General features: G+C 40.7%; 14 protein-coding genes and 2 pseudogenes. 12 read left to right on the plus strand and 4 right to left on the minus strand.

Annotated elements, in window-relative coordinates:
• Positions 1-138: 138 nt before the first annotated feature.
• The 4 genes and pseudogenes from DXD68_RS22200 to DXD68_RS22210 form a co-directional block, all read right to left on the minus strand.
• Complete coding sequence (locus tag DXD68_RS22200; protein ID WP_122363646.1) at positions 139-1,374, minus strand: sodium ion-translocating decarboxylase subunit beta; 1,236 nt, start codon at positions 1,372-1,374, stop codon at positions 139-141.
• A pseudogene (locus tag DXD68_RS24875) lies at positions 1,374-1,613 on the minus strand (acetyl-CoA carboxylase biotin carboxyl carrier protein); the annotation flags it as partial. The gene DXD68_RS22200 and the pseudogene DXD68_RS24875, both read right to left, overlap by 1 nt.
• Positions 1,614-1,684: 71 nt before the next feature.
• Positions 1,685-3,269 (minus strand): annotated as a pseudogene (locus tag DXD68_RS22205) (oxaloacetate decarboxylase); the annotation flags it as partial.
• A 22-nt stretch (positions 3,270-3,291) separates the two neighbouring features.
• Positions 3,292-3,564 (minus strand): OadG family protein, encoded by a 273-nt coding sequence (locus tag DXD68_RS22210; protein WP_122363648.1) that lies wholly within the window; start codon positions 3,562-3,564, stop codon positions 3,292-3,294.
• 260 nt (positions 3,565-3,824) lie between these two features.
• Between DXD68_RS22210 and DXD68_RS22215 the strand changes: the two genes are divergently transcribed.
• The 12 genes from DXD68_RS22215 (at position 3,825) to DXD68_RS22270 (ending at position 22,284) form a co-directional block, all read left to right on the plus strand.
• Complete coding sequence (locus DXD68_RS22215; RefSeq protein WP_122363649.1) at positions 3,825-4,787, plus strand: tetratricopeptide repeat protein; 963 nt, start codon at positions 3,825-3,827, stop codon at positions 4,785-4,787.
• Between the two features lie 30 nt (positions 4,788-4,817).
• A complete protein-coding gene (locus DXD68_RS22220) occupies positions 4,818-5,405 on the plus strand; it encodes an RNA polymerase sigma-70 factor (protein WP_122363650.1) in 588 nt (195 codons plus the stop codon).
• 64 nt (positions 5,406-5,469) lie between these two features.
• Positions 5,470-6,498, plus strand: a complete 1,029-nt coding sequence (locus DXD68_RS22225) for a FecR family protein (RefSeq protein WP_122363651.1) — start codon at positions 5,470-5,472, stop codon at positions 6,496-6,498.
• A gap of 226 nt (positions 6,499-6,724) precedes the next feature.
• The gene (locus tag DXD68_RS22230) at positions 6,725-10,213 is read left to right on the plus strand and encodes a SusC/RagA family TonB-linked outer membrane protein (protein ID WP_158585922.1); all 3,489 of its coding nucleotides are present in this window, start codon (positions 6,725-6,727) and stop codon (positions 10,211-10,213) included.
• Positions 10,214-10,231: 18 nt separating this feature from the next.
• Positions 10,232-12,148 carry a RagB/SusD family nutrient uptake outer membrane protein gene (locus DXD68_RS22235; RefSeq protein WP_122363653.1) on the plus strand — a complete coding sequence of 639 codons (1,917 nt, stop codon included), beginning with the start codon at positions 10,232-10,234 and terminating at the stop codon, positions 12,146-12,148.
• Between the two features lie 116 nt (positions 12,149-12,264).
• Positions 12,265-13,716: an arylsulfatase gene (locus DXD68_RS22240; protein ID WP_122363654.1), complete on the plus strand. Its 1,452-nt coding sequence runs from the start codon at positions 12,265-12,267 to the stop codon at positions 13,714-13,716.
• 100 nt (positions 13,717-13,816) lie between these two features.
• Positions 13,817-15,889, plus strand: coding sequence for an alpha-N-acetylglucosaminidase (locus DXD68_RS22245; RefSeq protein WP_255419300.1), 2,073 nt, complete (start codon positions 13,817-13,819; stop codon positions 15,887-15,889).
• A 132-nt stretch (positions 15,890-16,021) separates the two neighbouring features.
• The gene (locus DXD68_RS22250; protein WP_122363656.1) at positions 16,022-16,822 is read left to right on the plus strand and encodes an IclR family transcriptional regulator; all 801 of its coding nucleotides are present in this window, start codon (positions 16,022-16,024) and stop codon (positions 16,820-16,822) included.
• A 25-nt stretch (positions 16,823-16,847) separates the two neighbouring features.
• Entirely contained in the window at positions 16,848-19,211 is a 2,364-nt protein-coding gene (locus DXD68_RS22255) for a hypothetical protein (protein WP_122363657.1), read from the plus strand.
• A 71-nt stretch (positions 19,212-19,282) separates the two neighbouring features.
• Positions 19,283-20,053: an SDR family oxidoreductase gene (locus tag DXD68_RS22260; RefSeq protein ID WP_122363658.1), complete on the plus strand. Its 771-nt coding sequence runs from the start codon at positions 19,283-19,285 to the stop codon at positions 20,051-20,053.
• 10 nt (positions 20,054-20,063) lie between these two features.
• Entirely contained in the window at positions 20,064-20,765 is a 702-nt protein-coding gene (deoC, locus tag DXD68_RS22265; RefSeq protein WP_147383021.1) for a deoxyribose-phosphate aldolase, read from the plus strand.
• Positions 20,758-22,284, plus strand: a complete 1,527-nt coding sequence (locus tag DXD68_RS22270; protein WP_122363660.1) for a xylulokinase — start codon at positions 20,758-20,760, stop codon at positions 22,282-22,284. The genes deoC and DXD68_RS22270 overlap by 8 nt, the downstream gene beginning before the upstream one ends.
• Positions 22,285-22,295 lie beyond the last annotated feature (11 nt).

Here is a 22,295-nt window from a genome sequence, read left to right on the forward strand (position 1 = left end):
TATTTATTAGAAAAGGTTAATAAATGCTCAAAAAGACCGAAATGAGTTCCTTTGATCTTTTTAAAATGTCGGAAATGAAAATCCCCGTAGCTTGTTTTGAGTAAGTTACGGGGATCTTAGTATGTTTGTTCTCGGTTTTTATCCTAAGAACGATATCAATACCCCGGCCGCAACAGCCGATCCGATCACGCCGGAGATGTTGCTGGCCATGCAATATTGTAATACATGGTTTTTCGGGTCGTATTTCAGTGCAATCTCATTGGCTACACGCGAAGCCATCGGAACGGCGCTTAATCCGGTTGCTCCGATCAGCGGATTGATCTTTTTCTTAGTAAACAAATTGAATAGTTTCACGAAGAAAATACCGCCGGCGATGGATAAGGCGAACGCTAGGAATCCACCGACCACGATGCCGATCGTTGTCAGGTTCAGGAACGCTTCCGCTGTCATGGTCGCACCGACAGATAATCCCAGGAAGATCGTAGCCGCATTCATAATACTGTTTGAAGCCGCATCGAACAGGCGGAATGTATTTGTTCCGATCTCTTTCACCAGGTTACCGAACATCAGCATACCGATCAAAGGTACGGCACTTGGCACGAACAGCGCTACAACCGTTGTTACTACGATCGGGAAAATGATTTTCAGTACACGCAGATTCTTGATTTCTGTTGTGGACGGATATTTCTTTTCCTGCTCTTTCATGTTGATGCTTAATTCTTTTTTAGAACAAAGAAGATTTACCACCAAAGGTATGATTACCGGTACCAATGCCATATATGAATAAGCCGCGATAGCGATCGGACCTAATAAATGCGGGGCCAGTTTGATGGTCGTAAAGATTGCCGTAGGACCATCAGCACCACCGATAATACCCAATGATGCCGCCTCTTTCGGAGTGAATCCCATCAGGATGGCTACCAATAATACGGTGAATATACCCAGCTGTGCTGCCGCACCGAAAATAGACAAACGAAGGTTACGGAGCATCGGGCCAAAGTCGGTCAGAGCACCTACGCCCATAAAGATGATTGGCGGAAGGAATCCGGTCTTGATCAGCATGTAGTAAATGAAGTTCATGATCCCCAGTTCATGCGCAATGTCGTGCAAAGGCATTTCCCAAATGTTTTTCATAACTCCATTTACATTGATCAGCCCGTTCTCGTCTGCCTGGATCACGCCCATATCACCTCCCGGGAAGTTGGCCAGCAGTACTCCGAATGCAATAGGGACAAGCAGCAAAGGTTCATATTGTTTTTTGATACCCAGGTAAAGTAATATGAATGCGATTGCATACATGATCAGGAACTGTGGTTCAGCAATAATGTTGCTGAACGCAGTCATTTCATACAGATTTTGAAATATCTCTTTCATTACTGTATCGTCATTAATACGTCATCTTCCGAAACCGCATCACCACCGGCATAATTGATGGAAGTGATTGTTCCGCTGAATTCGGAACGTACGGCATTGTATGTTTTCATCGCTTCCACATAGCAAAGTACATCCCCTTCTTTTACCACGTCTCCCACTTTGAGCGGAGTTTCGGAAGCATTCTTTACCAGGAAGAATTTACCTTCCAGCGGAGAGAGTACTTCGTTGCCTGCGCCGGCTGGTGCGGGAGTTACTGTTGCGGCAGGTTGCGCAGCCTTTGCAGGAGCCGCTGCCGGTGTTGCGTTGGCAGAATCTCCGAAGGCAACGGTTACGCGGTAAGGCTGTCCGTCGACATCGACAGTCAATACCTGCGGAGTGGTAGGCAGGGCAGGAGCAGCAGCAGGGGATGCTGCCGAATGTTCTTTTTCCTGTTGAGCCTTTTTCTTCAGGGCGACATCGGCCAGGAACTCGACTTTCGCTTTTCCTGAACGGTAAGCCTCATACTGAGCCGGGTGCATAGCGTATTCGAACAGTTCTTCGTCGTCTTCGCCTGTTTCCCATTGCTTTTCGTTCATCATCTTGCGGTATTTGTCGAGCGAATCCGGATAGTTATCCTGCGGATTGCCAGTGAAGAATTCACGTCCTTCAGCTTTTGCTTTCTCGATGATTTCCGGGGCAAGCGGACCAGGCAGTCTGCCGGCTTTTCCGAGGATCATATCCCATATATCATCGGCGATCATGCTCCAGCGGGCTTTTCCTTTTTCCATCTGCATCACGTTCATCAGGGCCAGGTTCTTCACATACTGGCTGAACGGTGTTACCAATGGGGGATAACCTACGCGCGGCCATACATAAGCCACTTCGTCGAACAACTTGATCAGTAGCTGGTCTTGCGACATCAGCGGCTTGTTGTTCTTGATATTGTTTTTGTTAATCGATTCTAGATTCTTATCCAGGTCTGACATCAGGCTACCCATCATACCGCCGGGAAGCCCCGGACCGATCAGCAGGGAGTTCATCAGGCGGTTCTTCGGACTGATATACAGGCCTAAGAAATCATCCATAAATTCCTGGATCATGCTGCGTACCTTCATATAGGCTTCCATATTGATCTCCGGCACTTTGTAACCGGCATCTTTCAACATTGCCTGTACAGTCAGCAGGTCGGCATGTCCCGTACCCCATGAAAGCGGTTCCATACCTACGTCAATATAGTCGCAGCCGGCATTACAAACTTCCAGGATGGAAGCTACATTGAATCCGGGGCCTGCATGGCTATGGTACTGGATAGGTATTTCAGGATGTTTGGCTTTGATGTTGGCAACGATCTGTCCCAGTGAATAAGGACGACCGATACCTGCCATGTCTTTGATACAGATTTCGTCAGCTCCCAGCTCGATCAGTTCCATTGCCATCTTTGTATAATATTCGACTGTATGGATCGGGGAGTGGGTGATGCAGAGTGAGCATTGGGAGATCATTCCTGCTTCTTTGGCATATTGGATAGACGGGGCGATGTTGCGCACGTCATTCAGTCCGCAGAATGTACGGGTGATGTCGGTTCCCTGTGCTTTCTTTACTTTGTAGAAAAGCTGGCGCACATCGGCGGGAACCGGGCTCATGCGAAGTCCGTTCAGGGCGCGGTCCAGCATATGTGTCTGGATACCTGCTTCATGGAATGGCTTCGTCCATTCGCGTACGGCTTTATTTGGATTTTCTCCGAATAGTAAATTAACTTGCTCGAATCCTCCTCCGTTGGTTTCAACGCGGGCAAAACAGCCCATTTCAACGATAGCAGGGGCAACTCTAGTTAGTTGGTCTACTCTAGGCACGTATTTTCCGGCAGATTGCCACATGTCTCTGAAGACCAAACTGAATTTGATTTCTCTTTTCATGATATTTTGTGTATAGCTAGTATTATATTTTCTCAATTTTTGTAACCTTTCCCTGGCCGCCTGTAGTCATGCTGACTGCTGCTACGATTGCTGCGGTTGTTTTGCCGGAGATACTTGCGGCTTGTGCGGTGACGGCTTGTGTTACCATTTGTTTTTTTACGACGACTTCTTCAGGTGCGTATTTGTTAACCAGTGCAATTAATCCTTTCCCCAGATAAATAACGATCAAAAGAATTGCAAATACCGTGGTCATACCGACCACCATCAATAAAAGTCCAGTTTCTATGTTTTCCATAATTTATATTTGTGTGCAATAAAAGTATCTACTGTCTGTAAGAGAAGTAACTAAAACAATCTCCGCCAAGTTATAAATTGATTGCAAATATAACAAAAGATCGTTATTCTGTATTTTTTTGTTGTATAAAAATAGTAAATTCTTTTTTCGTTGTTCGTGTTTGAGGTGCCGAATGATAGTTGGTTTAATATGAGGCTATGAACGGTGCTGCAAGCTAAAATAATTGTATCTTTGCCCTCTCGAACATATAATATATAGCCATGGGAAATTTCTTTACATCTTTATTCTCTTCTTCAAAAAATGAGGATAGTGCAGAAGAGAAAGCGAAAAATGATCAGAAAAATTTTGACATATTAAAATATGACGGTGTCCGTGCCTTGAAAATAGGACAAGTCGCCTATGCTATCAAGTGCTTTACGGAAGCCTTGAACATTCAGGAAGATTTTGAAACAATGAATTACTTGGTATCGGCTTACTCGATGGCAAACCAGACGGAAAAGGCTTTGGAAACATTAAACCGTATGGTGGAAATGGAACCGGATCATGTGCAGACCCTGTTGACAAGAGTAAGCGTGCTCTTTATGCTGGACAAGGATGCAGAAGTGATTGCTGATTGTCTGCGGGTGATCGAACTGGAAGAGTCCAACCATCTGGCTTGGTTTCTGATGGCGAAGGCCAAAAGAACGACCGGCGACCAGCTTGGTGCTATTGCCGACCTGACGAAAGCGATCGCTTTGAAAGACGATTTTACAGATGCTTATTTACTTCGTGCGGAAATATTATTAGTCTTGAAGCAGGGAAAAGAGGCTTTGCCCGATATTGAAAAGGCTATCTCGTTGGCTCCCGAAGAAGAAACAACTTACCTGGTAAGAGGAAAAATACATGAATCGTTAGGCAATCTGGATGCTGCTGCCGATGATTATCAGCAGGCTTTGGATCTGAATCCGTTCAATGAGGATGCTTGTATCCTGAAAGGCACGCTCCTGACCACAAAAGGTTTGCTGGACGAAGCCATCGCGTTTTTTGACGATGCGATCGATATCAAACCGGATTTTGCCAAGGCATATACTGAACGCGGACGGGCAAAGAACCTGAAAGGGGATAAAGAGGGAGCTTTCGAAGACTTAAAAAAGTCTATTGAACTGAATCCGGAAGGGGAGGTAGCGAAGAAGTTTGAAGGGCAGCATGTCAACTTTGAAAATAAAACATATATGCCTTTCTGAAAATTGTAGATTTGACAGAAAAGGGAGAGTATGCAGGAAAAGGAGTTAATCGATGGGTTGAAACAAGGGGATGAGCTTGCTTATAAAACGTTATACAGGCTTCATTATAGAGTACTTTGTGCATTTGCATATACTTATGTGAATGATTCCTTTATTGCAGAATCTTTGGTCAGCGACGTGATTTTTAATATATGGGAAAAGCGTGAAGTTCTGGAAATCAGTCAATCACTTCGCGCTTATCTGATGAAAGCAGTTAAAAATGCTTCTATCAATTATCTGGATCATTGTTTACGTCAGGAAAATATGAAACAATCTCTGTCTGTGAAGATGGAGAAGCAACAATTGTCCTATCATGAGCAGGATAATTATCCGTTATGCTCTTTGTTAGAAAAAGAGTTGGAAAATCGTATTGAACAATCTTTGGGAGAGTTACCTCAGTTAACTCGCGAAATATTTCATTTAAGCCGGAATGAAAAAATGAAGTATGAAGAAATCGCCCGTGAGAAAAACATTACAATTGATATTGTAAAATACCACATTCGTATTGCCTTGGGTAAATTGAAGAGCGATTTGAAGGACTATTTGCCATTTTTACTACCTTTCTTTTTATTTCATTGAAAAAAAAATCATTTTTTTCACCCGTTTTTTATTTTCGTTTGTCATAATAATAGAAGCACATTTTATGAGAAAGGAAATTCAAAATAAAGAATATTGGGACACATTGATTATTGATCGACTGTCTGATAATATTTCGGAAGAAGATAATCGGAAGTTGGATGCATGGTTGGATGAGTCTGCTAAACATCTGTCGTATTTTAATCAGATGAAAGATTTGTGGGACTCGTCGGCTGTGGGAGATCCGGAATTACTTTTTGATTATGAGAGGGGGTATTCCCTGTTCATGAAAAGAGTGAGGGGAGAAAAAGAAAGTACTCTAGTTGTAGAAACAAAAAATAAACAGATTTTATGGCGCAGAATAATAGCTGTTGCAGCTGTCCTTATACCTGTTTTTGTACTGGGATATTATACGTCGCTTTATTTTGAAAAGCCTTCAGATACAACCGGATTTTTACAGTCTGAGGTAGTTAGCCCCAATGGGTCGAAAACCCAGTTGCGTTTGGCAGATGGTACGGTTGTTTGGTTGAATTCTGGTAGCCGGCTGCTATATAATGACAAGTTTGGTAAAGAAAACCGAAATTTGGAACTGGTCGGTGAAGCCTATCTGGATGTGAGACGGAATGAGCAAATTCCATTAGTTGTAAAAGTCGGAGGTTTGGATATAAAAGTGCTTGGTACAAAATTTAATGTGAATGCTTATCCGGAAAAGTCGGAAGTGAAAGTATCCTTACTGGAAGGCTCGGTTAGCATGCATGCAGGAAATTCACCGGAGTCTGCCATCTTGAAGCCGATGGAAACAGGCGTTTATCAGGCAGGTTCTAACCAGATAACTGTACATCCCGGATTAGATAGTAATGCTTTGGTTTGGATGAAAAATCAACTGTTGTTTACCGGTGAAGCATTCGAGGAAATAGCTCGTATGCTGGAAAGACGGTTTGATGTAAAAATCAATATACATAATGATGCCTTACGGAAAAGACGTTTTGGTGGAGATTTCGGAGAAGAAGAGTCCATTGATAAAGTTTTAAAGATAATGGCTGTCAATGGAAAGTTTACGTACACAATGAAAAACAATGTAATAGAGATTTATTAATAAATGTTTAATTGCTGACTTAAAAGAAAAATGCCTATGAGAGAGATTCCGAGTTAACCAGTATACAAATTGAGGAATGCGCTAACATTCCTCAATCCCTGTTATTAAAGAACAATTATTCCAATTAAATTATTAACAACTTAATAACATACTGCAAATGTATCAAAAATCATGCAGCACGGGTTCGCTATGTCGAATTTTGTGCAACAAAAAAAGTCTAAATATTATGAAAATATCTGTGTTACTCCTTTTTGCGGCAGTATTTTCAATTTCTGCCAAGTCTTATTCGCAGGAAGCACGGGTTACATTCGATTTGAAGAATGTAAGTGTAAATGAAGTTTTTAATACGATACGTTCACAGACATCATACTCTTTCTGGTATGATGTGAATGATGTGGATGTAAATCGAGTTGTCTCCGTAAAAGCAAAAAACAAGAGTGTTAAAGAAGTTCTTGATATTGTATTTAAGAATAAAGCGGTCGATGTCAGGATGGTGGATAACCATATTGTGATCAAAACGCGTGAAATGTCGAATGAATTACCGGTTGTACAACAATCAAGAAAAATAACGGGGATAGTGAAGGATGCTACTGGAGAGCCTGTTATCGGTGCCAATGTCGTTGAAAAAGGTACAACCAATGGTACTATTACGGATATTGATGGAAAATATTCTTTGGAGATTAATCCGAATGCTGTTCTGATCGTCTCTTATATAGGTTATGTTAGACAGGAATTACCTGTGGGTAAACAGGAATCTCTTGATATTGTTTTGAAAGAAGATGCAGAAACGTTGGATGAGGTTGTTGTTGTCGGGTATGGAAGTCAGAAAAAGATCAATTTGACAGGTGCTATCTCTTCCGTTAAAATGGACGATGTTTTAGGAGACCGTCCGGTCGGTACTGTGACGCAGGTTTTGGAGAGTGCTGTACCTGGTTTGCAAATTAGTCGTCAAACAGGAAAACCAGGTTCATCAATGAATATGAATATCCGTGGTGTAACAAGTACTAATAACCCGGAAGAAAAACCTTTGGTTCTTGTAGATAATGTACCAATGGATCTTGATATGATCGATCCTAATGATATTGAGAGTGTGTCTGTGTTGAAAGATGCGGCAGCAGCAGCAATTTACGGTGCACGTGCTGCTTATGGTATAATATTGGTTACAACTAAAAAAGGTAAAAAAGAAACTCCTATATCTTTTAACTATTCTAATAATTTTGCTTTCTCTAATCCTACGACGTTACCTAAGAAAATAGATCCTTATTCTACAGTGAAAGCATATAATGATTTGGGTATTGTCGGATATTTTGGTGGACAGGATATTCCAACATGGATGCAATATATGGATGAGTATTATAATAAAGGTATGCATTCTAATGGATATGTCGTGAAAGACGGAATACGATATAATTTAGCTCCTACTGATGTTTATGACGATATGCTTTCAAATACCGGCTTTCAGCAGCAGCATAACTTAGCTATGTCGGGGGGTAGCGAGCGAGCTAATTACCGGGTGTCTTTTGGAATGATTGATGAAGATGGCATTTTGTATGGCGATAATGATACTTATTCCCGATATAATGTCTCTGCTTTTATCAATATGGATGTAACAAATTGGTTGAGTGGTCAGTTAGATGTTCGTTATTCGGAATCTCAAACAAATACGGCAAAGGGAAATAGACAAGGAAGTAATAGTTTATGGGCTGTTGCTACAGAATATCAACCGATGGCTCCTTTAGGTTATGGCTATGATATGAATGTGGAAAGCGAAGAAAATTATCTTCCTTTTTTTAGTCCCAGAAATATGTTGGAATTAGATAATCCTCAAAAGGACAGGAAATCTGATACTCGTATTTTAGGACGGATAATTTTAACTCCAATAAAAGACTTGACTATAACTGGAGAATATAGCTTTTATCGTCAATGGGCAACAAAGTCGTATTCACCAATGATGTATGATGCCTTGATCGCAACCAGCAATCAAAGGAATCCAAGTGTAACTAAAAATTATTATGAAAATACGAATTGGTTTTCAACAACCAATGCGATTAATTTATTTGCTACGTATGGAAAGACATTTAATGAGGATCATAATTTGAAGTTAATGCTTGGGTATAATCAGGAATCGTATCATTATGAATCATTGTGGGGAAAAGCTGATGATTTGATAGATCAACAGTTGCCGTCCTTATCTCTATCTAGTGGAACTCAATACACGGACGATGAATTTAAAGAATATGCGTTGAGAAGCGGATTTTTCCGGTTTAATTATGATTTTAAAGGGAAATATTTATTGGAAGTGAATGGACGTTATGATGGTTCATCTCGATTTGCTAAAGAAAGTCGTTTTGGATTTTTTCCTTCTTTCTCTGCAGGCTGGCGTTTGTCTGAAGAATCTTTTATGGAGCCGTTGAAAAAATATGTAACCAATTTAAAGCCGAGAATTTCTTGGGGTACTATTGGTAATCAGAATGTTTCTAATTATGGATATATGGCAGGAATGAATCCCGGAAAGTTAAGCAATGGTGGTGCTTTTGATGGAAAAGGAACCTGGATATTACCCGGAGGAGAAGATTATGTTTTGTCGATGATGTATCCGGCATTGGTTTCTTCCAATTATACATGGGAGACGGTACAAACTTTTGATGTGGGGGGTGATTTAGGGTTGTTAGACAATAAGCTGGAAGTTGTTTTTGATTGGTATAAACGAGATACTAAAGATATGTTGGCTCCTTATAAATCTGCACCTTCAGTGTTGGGGGCCAGTTTCCCAAATACGAATTCTGCAAGTTTACAAACAAAAGGATGGGAAATCTCGTTGCAATGGCGTAGTAATATAGGTGAAAAAATACGTTATAACGTTGGGTTGAACCTGTATGATAGTCAATCTGAAATAACTAAGTATGACAATGCACAGGGTATTTTGGTCAATGACGGCAAGTTGGTTTTTCGTGAAGGGTTGAAATATGGAGAAATTTGGGGATATACAACAGACCGTTTTTATACAGCAGCGGATTTTGATGATAATGGGAATTTACTTCCTGGTATACCAAAGGTAAAGGGGGTGACGAAACATAACCCTGGTGATATTTTGTTTGTTGATTTTGACGGTAATGGAGAAATTGATAATGGAAATAATACTATTGATAATCCGGGTGATATGAGCGTTATAGGGAATAATACGGCCCGATATCAGTTCAGTTTTAACGGAGGGATTTCGTGGAATAATTTTGACTTGTCTTTTTTGTTTACCGGAACGGGAAAAAGGGATTTGGTTATGCCGAACTATTGGTCACCTAATGGAACTTTTGTGACATCGGTATTTGATTTTCAATCAGATTATTGGAGAGAAGATAATACAGAATCTTATTGGCCCAGACTGTATGGAGATGGAGGAAATAATAGTGCTAATCAGAAAATTCAGACAAAATATTTGTTGAATGGTTCTTACCTGAGACTTAAAAATGTGACTTTAGGATATAATTTACCAAATAATATTTGTGAGAAATTATTTATTAAAAGATTAAGATTCTTCTTTAGTGGTGAGAACTTGTTTACATGGCACCATTTGCCAACAGGTTATAACCCAGACTCGTTCATTGCCCAGCCGGGTAATTTGAGTATGACTAGTGGAATACAAGGTGACTCAGGGAATGGAAATTGGTCTTATCCTTTAATGAGACAAATTTCTTTTGGGCTTAATTTAACATTTTAATCCGTAAAAAATATTCTTATGAAGAAATATATTATTTTATTGTTTTTGATTGGATTGTTTTCTTGTAATGATGATTTTTTGAATAAATCTCCGTTAGATCAGGAAACCAGTCAATCTTTTTTCACTACATACGAAAATTGTAGAACCTATGCTTGGCAATTTTATGCCTGGTATCCAGGCTATGGGATGGATTCTTATTTATTGCATGATTCTGATTCTGACAATGGATTCAGAGGATATAACAATGGTGAAAACAGTTATGCATGGGATAAGATAACGAAAGTAGACTATACTTCTACGGGGTCCAATGGCTGGTATTATTGGAGAATACGCTCTATACATACTATGCTGGATAATTTGGATAATGTAAAAATGAATGAAACTGATAAAGCGCATTGGAAGAGCGTTTGTTATTTTTTTAAGGCACAGGAATATTTTCGTCTTGTTTCAAGGTTCGGAGATGTTATATGGATTGAAAAACTGTTGACAGAAACAGATGAAGATGTATTATATGGCCCGACGACACCTCGTGTGGAGGTAGCTGAAAAGATTTTGGAGATGTTGCTTTATGCCCGGGATAATATAAAGCAGGACGGAGATGGGGCTAATACTATCAATACAGACGTGGTTAATGCACTGATTTCACGTTTTGGCTTGTTTGAAGGAACATGGCAAAAATATCATAATGTTCCTAATGGTAATCCTTCCAAATATTTGCAAGCTAGCTTTGAGGCCTCTTCTGCTTTGATTACTAAATATCCAGAACTCCATAATAATTATAATGAAGTGTTTAATTCTTACGATTTGTCTGGAGTAAAAGGTGTTTTATTGTACAAAGTGTATATACCGACAAAAGGTCACAGTCTGATGAGAAATATGAGATCGTCGGAATCATGGCAAGAGGCTTCTGCTGATATGGTCCAATCTTATTTATGTTCGGATGGTAAACCTATTTGGACTAGTTCAGTGTATGAAGGGAATCAGGAAACGGGTGACGATATTATGAATATAGAATTTCGTAATCGTGATCATAGATTGTATTATTCTATTTGTCCGCCTTATCGGGTAAATACACCGGTACCTGCTACTTTTTGGAATCGTGGAGAGGATCATCTAGTGACACCGACAGGAAATCCTTTGGATCAGGAATACATTGATTTAATGAAAAGAATAAATGAAGGGTCAAGTAGTGTGAAAGAACTTCCTGTAATTCAGTGGAATGATTGTTATGTTAGAGAGCAACCACATTTTAGAGGTCGTTACCAAATGTTACAAGGCTATAATGTTACAAATGCCGGTTATTATAATTGGAAATATTATACTCCTGACAATCAGACTGTAGTGAGTGATACGGATGCTCCGATCTTCCGAATGGGAGAAGTGATGATAAATCATGCTGAAGTAGCCTGGGAGCTTGGAGAATTTGATCAATCGGTGGCTGATGCGACTATTAATAAATTAAGAAGTCGTGCTCATATTGCTAATATGGTTGTTGCTCAAATTGATGCTAACTTTGATCCAAAACGAGACAAGGGTGGCTTTTCTTCAAGTTCAGATCCTGTTGTCGGTCCTGCCGATTATGAAGTTGATCCAGTTTTGTGGGAGATTCGTAGGGAGAGACGCGTAGAGTTATATGCTGAAGGATTCCGTTTTGATGATTTGAGAAGATGGGGTAAAGGGCATTATTTGAATAAAAGACAATTCGGTGCCTATGTTCAGAAAAGTGATTACGAGAACTCTCGTTATGTAACTGATATCGATTTTTCAAAGTTTGATCTGAAAATAGAAGATCCGACAAAGGATAGTGGGCGTATAGCTTTGTTTGGAACTCCAAATCCGGGATGGAAAAATAAATATTATTTATATGCTATTCCTATAAATGATTTGACAATGAATGGTCAATTGAAACAAAACCCCGGTTATGAAAGTAAATAATACGGATTGATCAGATTTAATATAGGGGGAAATATTTCCCCCTATTGATTTTGCCTGAATTTTTGATTCTCTATTTCCTCTATTTTTAATCACTCTTCCAATATATAATTATTGACATGAAATCACAGCAGATGTTTACTGCTATTTTATGTTGTGTATCCTTATGGGGGTGCAGCAACAAAAATAAGCAAGAAAGAGAAGTAGGCAGGAAGCCTAATATTGTATATATTATTGCAGACGATTTGGGGTATGGTGATTTGGGGTGTTATGGTCAGCAACTAATAAAAACCCCAAATATAGATCGGTTGGCCCGTGAAGGAATGTTGTTTACTCAGCATTATGCCGGTTGCACGGTCAGTGCACCATCCCGATCAGCTTTGATCACGGGAATGCATACAGGTCATTGCCCTATACGTGGCAATAAGGAGATTGAACCCGAAGGGCAATATCCATTGCCTCTGAATACGTATACACTTGCTAAAATGTTGAAAACAGGTGGGTATGTAACGGGGTGCTTTGGCAAATGGGGGTTGGGTTATCCAGGTTCTGAGGGTAGCCCCGAAAGCCAGGGGTTTGATGAGTTTTTCGGATATAACTGCCAGCGCATGGCACATAATTATTATCCTCATTATTTATGGCATAATCAAGAGAAGGTCTGTTTATCTGGTAATGACGGATATAAAGAAGAGCAGTATTCTCATAATTTAATTCAAGGGCAAGCATTGAAATTCATGGAGATAAATAAAGATAAACCTTTCTTTGCATTTCTGACTTATGTGATTCCTCATGCGGAACTTGTTAATCCGGCAGACAGTATTTTGGCTGAATATGAAAATAAATTTCCGGAAAAAGCTTATGTTGGTGTAGATGATGGGCCTGATTATAAGAAAGGAGGCTATGGGAGTACGCCGCATCCTAAAGCTGATTTTGCAGCAATGGTTACACGTTTTGATGCTTATGTAGGAGAAGTTGTAAATCATATTAAAGCTTTAGGATTGGATGAAAATACAATGATAATTGTCACGAGTGATAATGGACCGCATAGAGAAGGTGGGGCTGATCCTGATTTCTTTAAAAGTTATGGCCCTTTACGTGGTGTGAAGCGTGACATGTATGAAGGAGGAATACGAGTTCCCATGATTGTTCGTTATCCAGGGAAGGTAAAGGCAGGCAGTGTAACACATCATGTGTCTGCCTTTTGGGATGTCATGCCGACTTTGGCTGAACTGACGCAAACAGTACCTTACGAAAGAACAGATGGTATTTCTTTTTTACCGACTTTATTGGGGAAAGGGAAACAACGGGAACATGACTATTTGTATTGGGAGTTTCATGAGTCAGGAGGTAAAATTGCTGTTCGAAAGGATAATTGGAAAGCTATTACACTGAATGTCTTGGATCCGGAGAGACGTGTTACTGAGCTTTATAATTTATCAGAAGATTTGCATGAAGATAACAATGTCGCAAGCCTGTATCCGGAGATAGTTCGGGATTTAGAACAAATAATGAATGAAGCACATGTTGATTCGGATGTATTTACATTTACATCTCCGATGATTATTAAATAATTATCTTATGATTAACAGAAAAATGAATAAAATAGTTTTTATAATTTCAGTATTGTTTTTATGTAGTCTTTCTGCTCATTCTCAAGACGGAAGTGACAATATGGAAGCTATTAATGGATTAATATCCAGAATTATGCCACAGCATAAAACGTCTGTAGATTGTCGATTGAACGTAAAAGCAATAAAACCTTACTTCAAGATATTCAAATTCGGACAGAAGTTGGTTGTCGAAGGAAACTCACCTGTCAGTATCGCATCCGGCTTACATCGCTATATGAAAGATTACTTGAATGTATCTGTGAGTTGGACCGACTTTACTCCGGTATTACCCGATAAACTGCCATTGCCATCCAAGGTGATTAAAGAGGAAAGTCCTTATGAGTTTGTTACTTATATGAATTATTGTACGTTTGGGTATACAACGGTATATTGGGATTGGGAACGATGGGAGAAAGAGATTGACTGGATGGCCCTTCATGGGGTCACGCATCCTTTGAGCATGGTTGGTGTTGAACAGGTATGGAGAAATTTTCTTGCGCGGATTGGTTATACGGAAGAAGAGACAAAAAAGTTTTTGACCGGTCCGGTTTATCTTCCTTGGTTGTTGATGGGGAATATGGAAGCATTAGGTGGTCCTATGCCTGATGAGTGGTTTGAGAAACAGGTGGCATTACAGCATAAGATTCTTGACAGGATGAGGAGTTATGGGATGGAGCCGATTTTCCAGGCTTTTTATGGAATGGTGCCATCTGGCTATAAAGCTAAGTATCCAAATGCAACCGTTGTTGAACAAGGGAAATGGAATACATTCGACAGACCGGATGTTTTGTCTCCATTGGATCCTGAATTTGATCGTCTGGCTCGTATCTGGTACGATGAGTATACAGCTCTATTTGGTAAAACAGATTATTATGCTGGGGATCTGTTCCATGAAGGAGGTAAGACCGGAGGATTGGATGTTACGGCTTGTGCCCGATCTGTAGAAAAAGCGATGTTGACTTTTAATCCCGATGCAGTGTGGGTACTTCAAAGTTGGGGGCCAAATCCTGTTCCTGAGTTGTTGAAAGGATTGAGTCCTGAACATGCATTGGTTGTAGAGCTATGTGCGGAATATTGGCATCGTTGGAAAGATAATGGGGGATATGATGGGATACCTTGGGCCTGGTCGAATATTTCTAACTGGGGTGGGAATATTGGACTTCATGGCAGATTGGATGCTATCGCTTCCGAACCGTTAGATGCATTACATGATAAACAAGCATCGAAGACATTGATCGGAATTGGCTTTACTCCAGAAGGTATAGAAACCAATCCTGTTGTTCCGGCTTTGTGGAGTGATATGGTCTGGAACAGCAAAACGTTGGATATGGAACAATGGATACAGAAATATGCCCAATATAGATATCATAGCGTATTACCATCTTTACAAGAAAGTTGGAATGGATTTTATAAAACGGTGTATGGGACTTATCCAGGTTCACGTCGTCCTTCAGAACCTGTTTTCTGTGCAGAACCGTCTTTGGGCGTCAAAACAGTATCTTCATGGTCTCAATGCAAAATTTATTATGATCCGAATCTTTTTGCTGATGCTTGTAAGACCTTTTTACAGGATGCTTCTGCCCTTAAAGGAAATAAAAACTATGAATATGATGTGGTTGATATGGTTCGCCAATACATTTCAGATTTGGGCCGAAGTTCTTATGCTCGAATACAAGAAGCTTGGAAAAATAGAAATCGTGAACTTTTTGACAAAGAAACTAAACGTTTTCTTCAGTTAATAAAAGACCAGGATCGGTTGTTGCTGAGTCATCCTGCTTTTTGTCTTCAATCATGGTTAGAATCAGCCCGTAGTGCAGGATCAACTCCTGGTATTAAAAGTCAATATGAATATTATAATAAACTGATTGTTACGTCATGGGATACGGTAGATGGTAGTTTAAATGATTATACTCATCGTGAGCTAGGCGGTCTTTTAGGTACATATTATTATAAGAGATGGTCTTTATATTTTAATTATTTGAATCAAGCATGGGATAATCCTTCTCTACCGGAACCGTATATGTTCGGAGTGACAAAGACATGGCTGTATGAAAAATTGGGTGATACTATATTGTCATCAAGTAATAATCCGGTTGATACAGCATCTGAAATTTTTAATAAATACTATCAGTAAATATCTTTAGACTTCATTATGTAGTATTATTTATTAACAGAATTAGGCTTGTTTATTTAATAGATATATTTACTTTTGTTTCTGATGTGAAACTTAGTTTCGTATCAGAAACAAAAGATACTCCTTAAAAAGATGGTAACACAGATTGAAATTGAAGAGAAAAACACTGCAAAGTATAATATTCCGATGCTTGAAAAGAGCTTCGAGCTATTGGAGTTTTTGGTGAATTACCCTAGTGGTTTACCCATGCAGGAAATTGTAAATCTGCTAGATACTCCTAAAACGACTATATATCGTCTATTAAATTCGTTGCAAAGTATGGGCTATCTGACAAAAGATATTGATACACAGCGTTATTTCTTGTCTAAACGATTCTTAAGACTGGGACTGGCAGCTTTGGGTGAGTCAAATATAGTAGAACAGTCGTTGGCGCCTATGCGTGCCTTGCGTGATACTATTAAGGAAAGCGTTATGTTAGGCGTTTTTATGGAGAACCGGGTTGTTTTGCTTGAACAAGTATTAGGTTCACACAATTTCACCTTTTTATTACGCCCAGGTACAAGTTTCTTTCTGCATGCTTCTGCACCAGGTAAACTCTTTTTGGCTTATCTTTCAGATGAAGAACGTGAGAAAGCATTACAGATGATTCAATATAAGACTTTTAACAAACGTACAATTTCTTGTGAAGAACAAATGAGAAAAGAAATAAATCATATCAAGAAAGTTGGTTATGCCGTTGATCTGGAAGAAGAAATGGCTGGTGTGCATTGTATAGCAACACCGATATTTAACCAATTCGGCAGTATCGCAGCAACCATTTGGACTTCAGGTCCATCCGGTCGATTGGAAAAAAAGAAATTCCCGGAAATTTCGAAAGAATTAATCCGGACAGCTGATATTATCTCTGCTAACCTGGGATATATTCATAAATAATTATTAATTTCTAAATACGGACACCATGAAAAAGTACAGCAAATTTATCGTCTTATTGGCGACAGTCTGCATAGGGGGAATACAACTTTCCGCCGAGCAAATGGACCCGAAAAAAATTGTACTTACTACTAAAGCCAAAGAACAATTAGCCGGAAAACAAATATTGTATATAGAACGGGAGCAGTATGCTCCGGATCACCATAATACCGCAACTCTTTTCCAGAAAGGAGAAATCAATGAAAATAAGTTTTTTCCCGGAGGAGCCATGCGTATTTTCGATGTGAATACAGGGAATACGACTACGTTGATCGAACTGAAAGACGGAGTTGTTCGCGATCCGGAACTTTCTTTCGACGGGAAAAAGATTATTTTCTCCATGCGGAAAAACAAAGATGATTTCTATCATATCTACGAAATAAATACGGATGGTAGTGGATTAAAGCAACTGACTTATGCAGAAGGTGTATCCGATATAGATCCTTTATATTTACCCGATGGTGGAATTATATTCAGCTCCACTCGTCAGCCGAAATATTGTATGTGTAATCGCCATATTATGTGTAATTTATATCGGATGGAAGCAGATGGGGCAAATATTACACAGATTGGAGTCAGTACCTTGTTCGAAGGACATTCCTCCTTATTAAGTGATGGCAGAATCCTGTACGACCGCTGGGAATATGTAGACCGTAATTTCGGAGATGCACAAGGTTTATGGACTGTTAATCCCGACGGCACCAAACATTCCATCTACTATGGGAATAACACCCAATCTCCCGGAGGGGTAATCGATGCCCGTCAGATACCGGGAACAGATCAGGTAATTTGTATTTTGGGTTCTTGTCATGACCGTCCGTGGGGGGCTCTAGCTATCATAGATAGAAAAAAAGGGGTAGACGGAGTGGAACCAGTCGTACAAATTTGGCCGGAAGAAAGCCGGAAACTTGTTGGAAAAGGGGATTTGGATTCATTCAAATGGATTGAGTATCTATTCGAAGATCCTTATCCTTTAAATGAAAACTTCTTCCTAGCTTCCCGCACCATCTGGGCCAAACCCGGAGGCTGGATGCATGTCGATTCTAAGTCCGGCATTTATCTGGTCGGAAGGGACGGTACGCAGGAACTGATTGTTGAAGGAAACAGAAGCCTTTTTGACCCAATGATTATTGAACCGCGGCATAAGCCTCACGCAATTCCTTCTAATCGCAATTATACGGACAACAAAGGAACGTTCTATGTACAGAACGTTTACCACGGGACTCATATGGCAGGAGTGGAACCGGGCACCGTCAAATATCTGCGTGTCATAGAATCTCCGGAGAAAAGAACATGGACAAAGAATGGATGGGGAGGGCAGGGAGAACAAGCTCCTGCAGTCAACTGGCATAGCTTTGAAAATAAGCGTATTTTGGGAGAAGTCCCCGTTGAAGAAGACGGTTCTGCTAACTTCGAAGTTCCGTCCGGCACATTTGTATTTTTCCAATTGCTGGATAAAGATAAAAAGATGATTCAGTCCATGAGGAGCGGCACAATGGTCATGCCGGGAGAAATAAACGGTTGTATCGGTTGCCATGAAGATCGTCTGAGTGTCCCCAGTGCAATGGGACCCAGACCATTGGCTCTTAAGAAAGCACCGGTAAAATTGAACGGATGGCAGGAAGAAGCTCCTAAAAAATTTTCGTTTATGGAAAAGGTTCAGCCTATCCTGGACAAGAATTGCGTGCGTTGCCACGATTTTGATCCAAAGAACCGTGACAAACTCGTATTGGCAAAAGATAAAAATCCATTCTTTAATGCGGCCTATGTCAACCTATATGTAAAAAAAGAGATTACCCTTATTGGTGGCGGACCGGCTCCGATACAAGACCCTTATTCCTGGGGGTCGCATGCCAGCAAACTGACTAAAGTAATCGACAGTAACCATCAGGGAGTCAAATTATCCCCCAAAGAAAAAGAGGCTCTTTACACCTGGATGGATTTGAACGGTGTCTATTATCCGGTATACGAATCTGCTTTCGACTCGACACTAGCCGGGCGAAGTCCTCTATATAACCAAGAAATCGAGGAATTGATAAAACTGACAGGTGTCAATATCTGGGATCTCAACAACCACGGACGGAAATTGACTGCACAGATATCTTTCGATCGTCCTGAAGTCAGCCCGTGTCTGGATAAGATTCGGAGCGATAAACAGAAATACACTCGTGCCGTCGAAATTATCCGTACCGGACAGAAACGGCTGAAAGCAACTCCGCGCGGAGATATTGAAAAGGATCTTGTGCCTTGTGAACGGCATAAAACACAACTACGAAAATATGCAGAACGCTTGAAAGTCGAACAGCAAAACTGTTCGATCATAGGGCAGGACGGGAAGGTTTATGATCAGTAGAAAAACGGTCAATTTTAGCTTTTTCATTTGAGATAGTATAATATTCATTCCTCATAAATTAACATATATCAATGAAAACACTTGATTTATTTAGCCTGAAAGGGAAAAAAGGCTTTATCACCGGAGCTGCACGAGGTATTGGTAAATGCCTTGCCGAAGCGTTTACGGAAATGGGAGCTTCGATTGCCATTGTCGATATCGATATTAAGGAAGCAGAAAAGACAGCCGGAGAACTGGCCGCTCGCTATTCCGCACACACAATTGCTATTCGTTGCGATGTAACGGATGCAGAAGATGTCGGACGGATGATGGAGGCATTTATAAAAGAATATGACACCATCGATTTTGCCATCAATAATGCCGGTATAGCAAACACTTATCCTGCTGAAAATATTTCTTCCAAAGATTTCAAGAAAGTGGTCGACATCAATCTGAACGGAGTTTTCTTGACAGCACAGGCTGCAGCCCGTCAAATGATCAAAGAAGGAAAAGCCGGAAGTATCGTAAACACGGCATCCATGTCTGCTCATATTATCAATACTCCACAAACGATAGCTAACTACTGTGCCTCTAAAGGTGGTGTTCTCCTGCTGACCAAGGCTCTGGCTGTAGAATGGGCTAAATATAATATACGTGTCAATTGTGTCAGTCCGGGATATATGGCGACTGAACTGGTTGCCGAAATGAAGAATATGCACGAAGAATGGATATCGAAAATACCCGCCGGACGCCTTGGTGTTCCTGAAGATCTGGTCGGGGCTTACGTATACCTGTTGAGCGATGCCGCACGCTACACGACAGGAACAGATTTAATTGTTGACGGCGGTTATATCAGCTTATAATATTATAAATATGAACACTAGCACTACAACTATATCTTCCCGAGAAATTGCACGCCTGATTGATATCAGCGCTGTTCGTGCAGATTCCACCCGCCAGGATGTGGAAGACATTATCGAAGCCGCTATAAAGCATAATTTTATCTGTGTCTTCCCCATGCCAGGCCTGCTTCCTCTTGTTTTTGAAAAATTAAAAAAACATCCGCATATCGGTATTGGTGGAGTTGTAGGCTTCCCTTCCGGTGCGGAGACAACAACCTGTAAACTCTTTCAGGCGCAGGAACTGAAAAAAGCCGGTTGTAACGAAATCGATATGGTTCTGAACATAGGCAAGCTAAAATCTGGTATGCTGACTGAAGTGGAAGATGAAATTAGGCAAATTAAAGCAGCAGTATCTCCCTTTCCCCTAAAAGTAATCATGGAAGTAGCCCTTCTCACAGACGAAGAGATAAAAATAGCCTCTACTCTTATCTTGAGGGCAGGAGCCGATTATATCAAAACCGGAACAGGTTGGGCGGGGGCAACTACGCTTCGTCATGTCGCTCTCATCAAAGAGATGGTTGGAGATGCCATCCAACTGAAAGTCGCAGGTGGAGTCCGTACGCTCGACACGCTTTTGGAAATGCATCGGATGGGGGTCAGCCGTTTTGGTATCGGTTACAAATCGGCTCTCCATATCATGGATGAATGTATAAATAGGGAAGCCCATGAGTGAGAAAGTTATATCTTATGATTTGGGAACTGGAGGAATAAAAGCTTCCTTGTTCAATCGGAATGGAGAAATATTGCATTCTGTTTTTATACCTTATCCGACCATTTATCCACAATCCGGTTGGCAGGAGCAGGCACCTGACGACTGGTGGCAGAGCATCATCCACTCTACACGGCTTTTATTGGAAAAGACACAATGTAATAAAAATGATATTGTAGCTTTGGCTATTTCCGGACACAGCCTTGGCGTTGTCCCGATAGGAAAAGGTGGCAATTTGCTGCTGGCTTCTACTCCTATCTGGTCTGACCGTCGGGCTACGGAAGAAGCGGAGGTGTTCTTTGCCCAAACTGATTACAAAAGATGGTATGAGATAACCGGTAACGGTTTTCCGCCGGAATGCTATTCTATCTTCAAAATGATGTGGTATAAAAAACATTTTCCGAAACAATATGCAGACACGGATAAAATAGTCGGCACCAAAGATTATTGTAATTATCGCTTCACCGGTAGGCTTTGTACGGACTATTCGTATGCATCCGGAAGTGGAGTCTTCGACCTGGAAGCATGGGACTATAAGTCGGAATATATACAGATGTCAGGTATCCGTCCAGACATCTTCCCGGAAATACTGGCTTCTGATGCAGTGGTTGGTACGATTACTCCGGAAGCCTCTCTTGAAACTGGCTTACCCACCCATGTCAAGGTTATATGTGGTGGAGTGGATAATTCTTGTATGGCCCTGGGGAGCAAAGGCATCAAGCCATCCCGGATTTACACCTCGCTCGGTTCGTCTGCTTGGATTGCCTTGGTTTCTGAAAGACCTGTGTTGGATTTTTGGAAAAAACCGTATGTTTTTGCTCATGTTGTCAAAGGAATGTATACCTCTGCAACTTGCATATTTTCAGCAGGTAGCAGTCTGCAATGGGTACGTAACATCGTTTGTCCTGATTTATTGGCAATTGAAGAACAAGGGGGAGATAATGCATATATCGGCATGAATAAACTGGCAGAAACATCGGCTCCGGGAGCAAATGGTCTACTGTTCAACCCTAGTTTGGCTGGTGGCTCGAGCATTGAACCCAGTCCGGATATGACGGGGGCCTTCATGGGGTTAAGGTTAGGAAACACACGTGCAGACCTTATTCGTGCAACGATGGAGGGCATTGCTTTGAATCTGCGTATTGCTTTGGATTTATTCCGCAACTATCATACAGAATTTACAGAGATGTTATTTGTCGGAGGCGGTACTAAAAGTAATTTCTGGATGCAGCTTTTTGCCGATATCTACGAGTTGGAAGTTGAGAAAACAAATATCGGGCAAGAAGCCGCTTCTCTTGGTGCGGCTGCTTTGGCCCTAAAAGGTGTCGGTTTTTGGAGAAGTTATGACAGGATTGACAACCTTCATCAGACACAGGAGCGATTTCTTCCTAATCCGGAGCATCAGGCAATTTACCGACGAGCACTTTTCAAGTTTAAGATGCTTGCCGACCATATAGCTTCTCTCAACGGTGTGAACGAATAAATAGATAAACA

Source organism: Parabacteroides sp. TM07-1AC (assembly GCF_003480915.1).
GTDB classification, from domain to species: Bacteria; Bacteroidota; Bacteroidia; order Bacteroidales; family Tannerellaceae; genus Parabacteroides; species Parabacteroides chongii.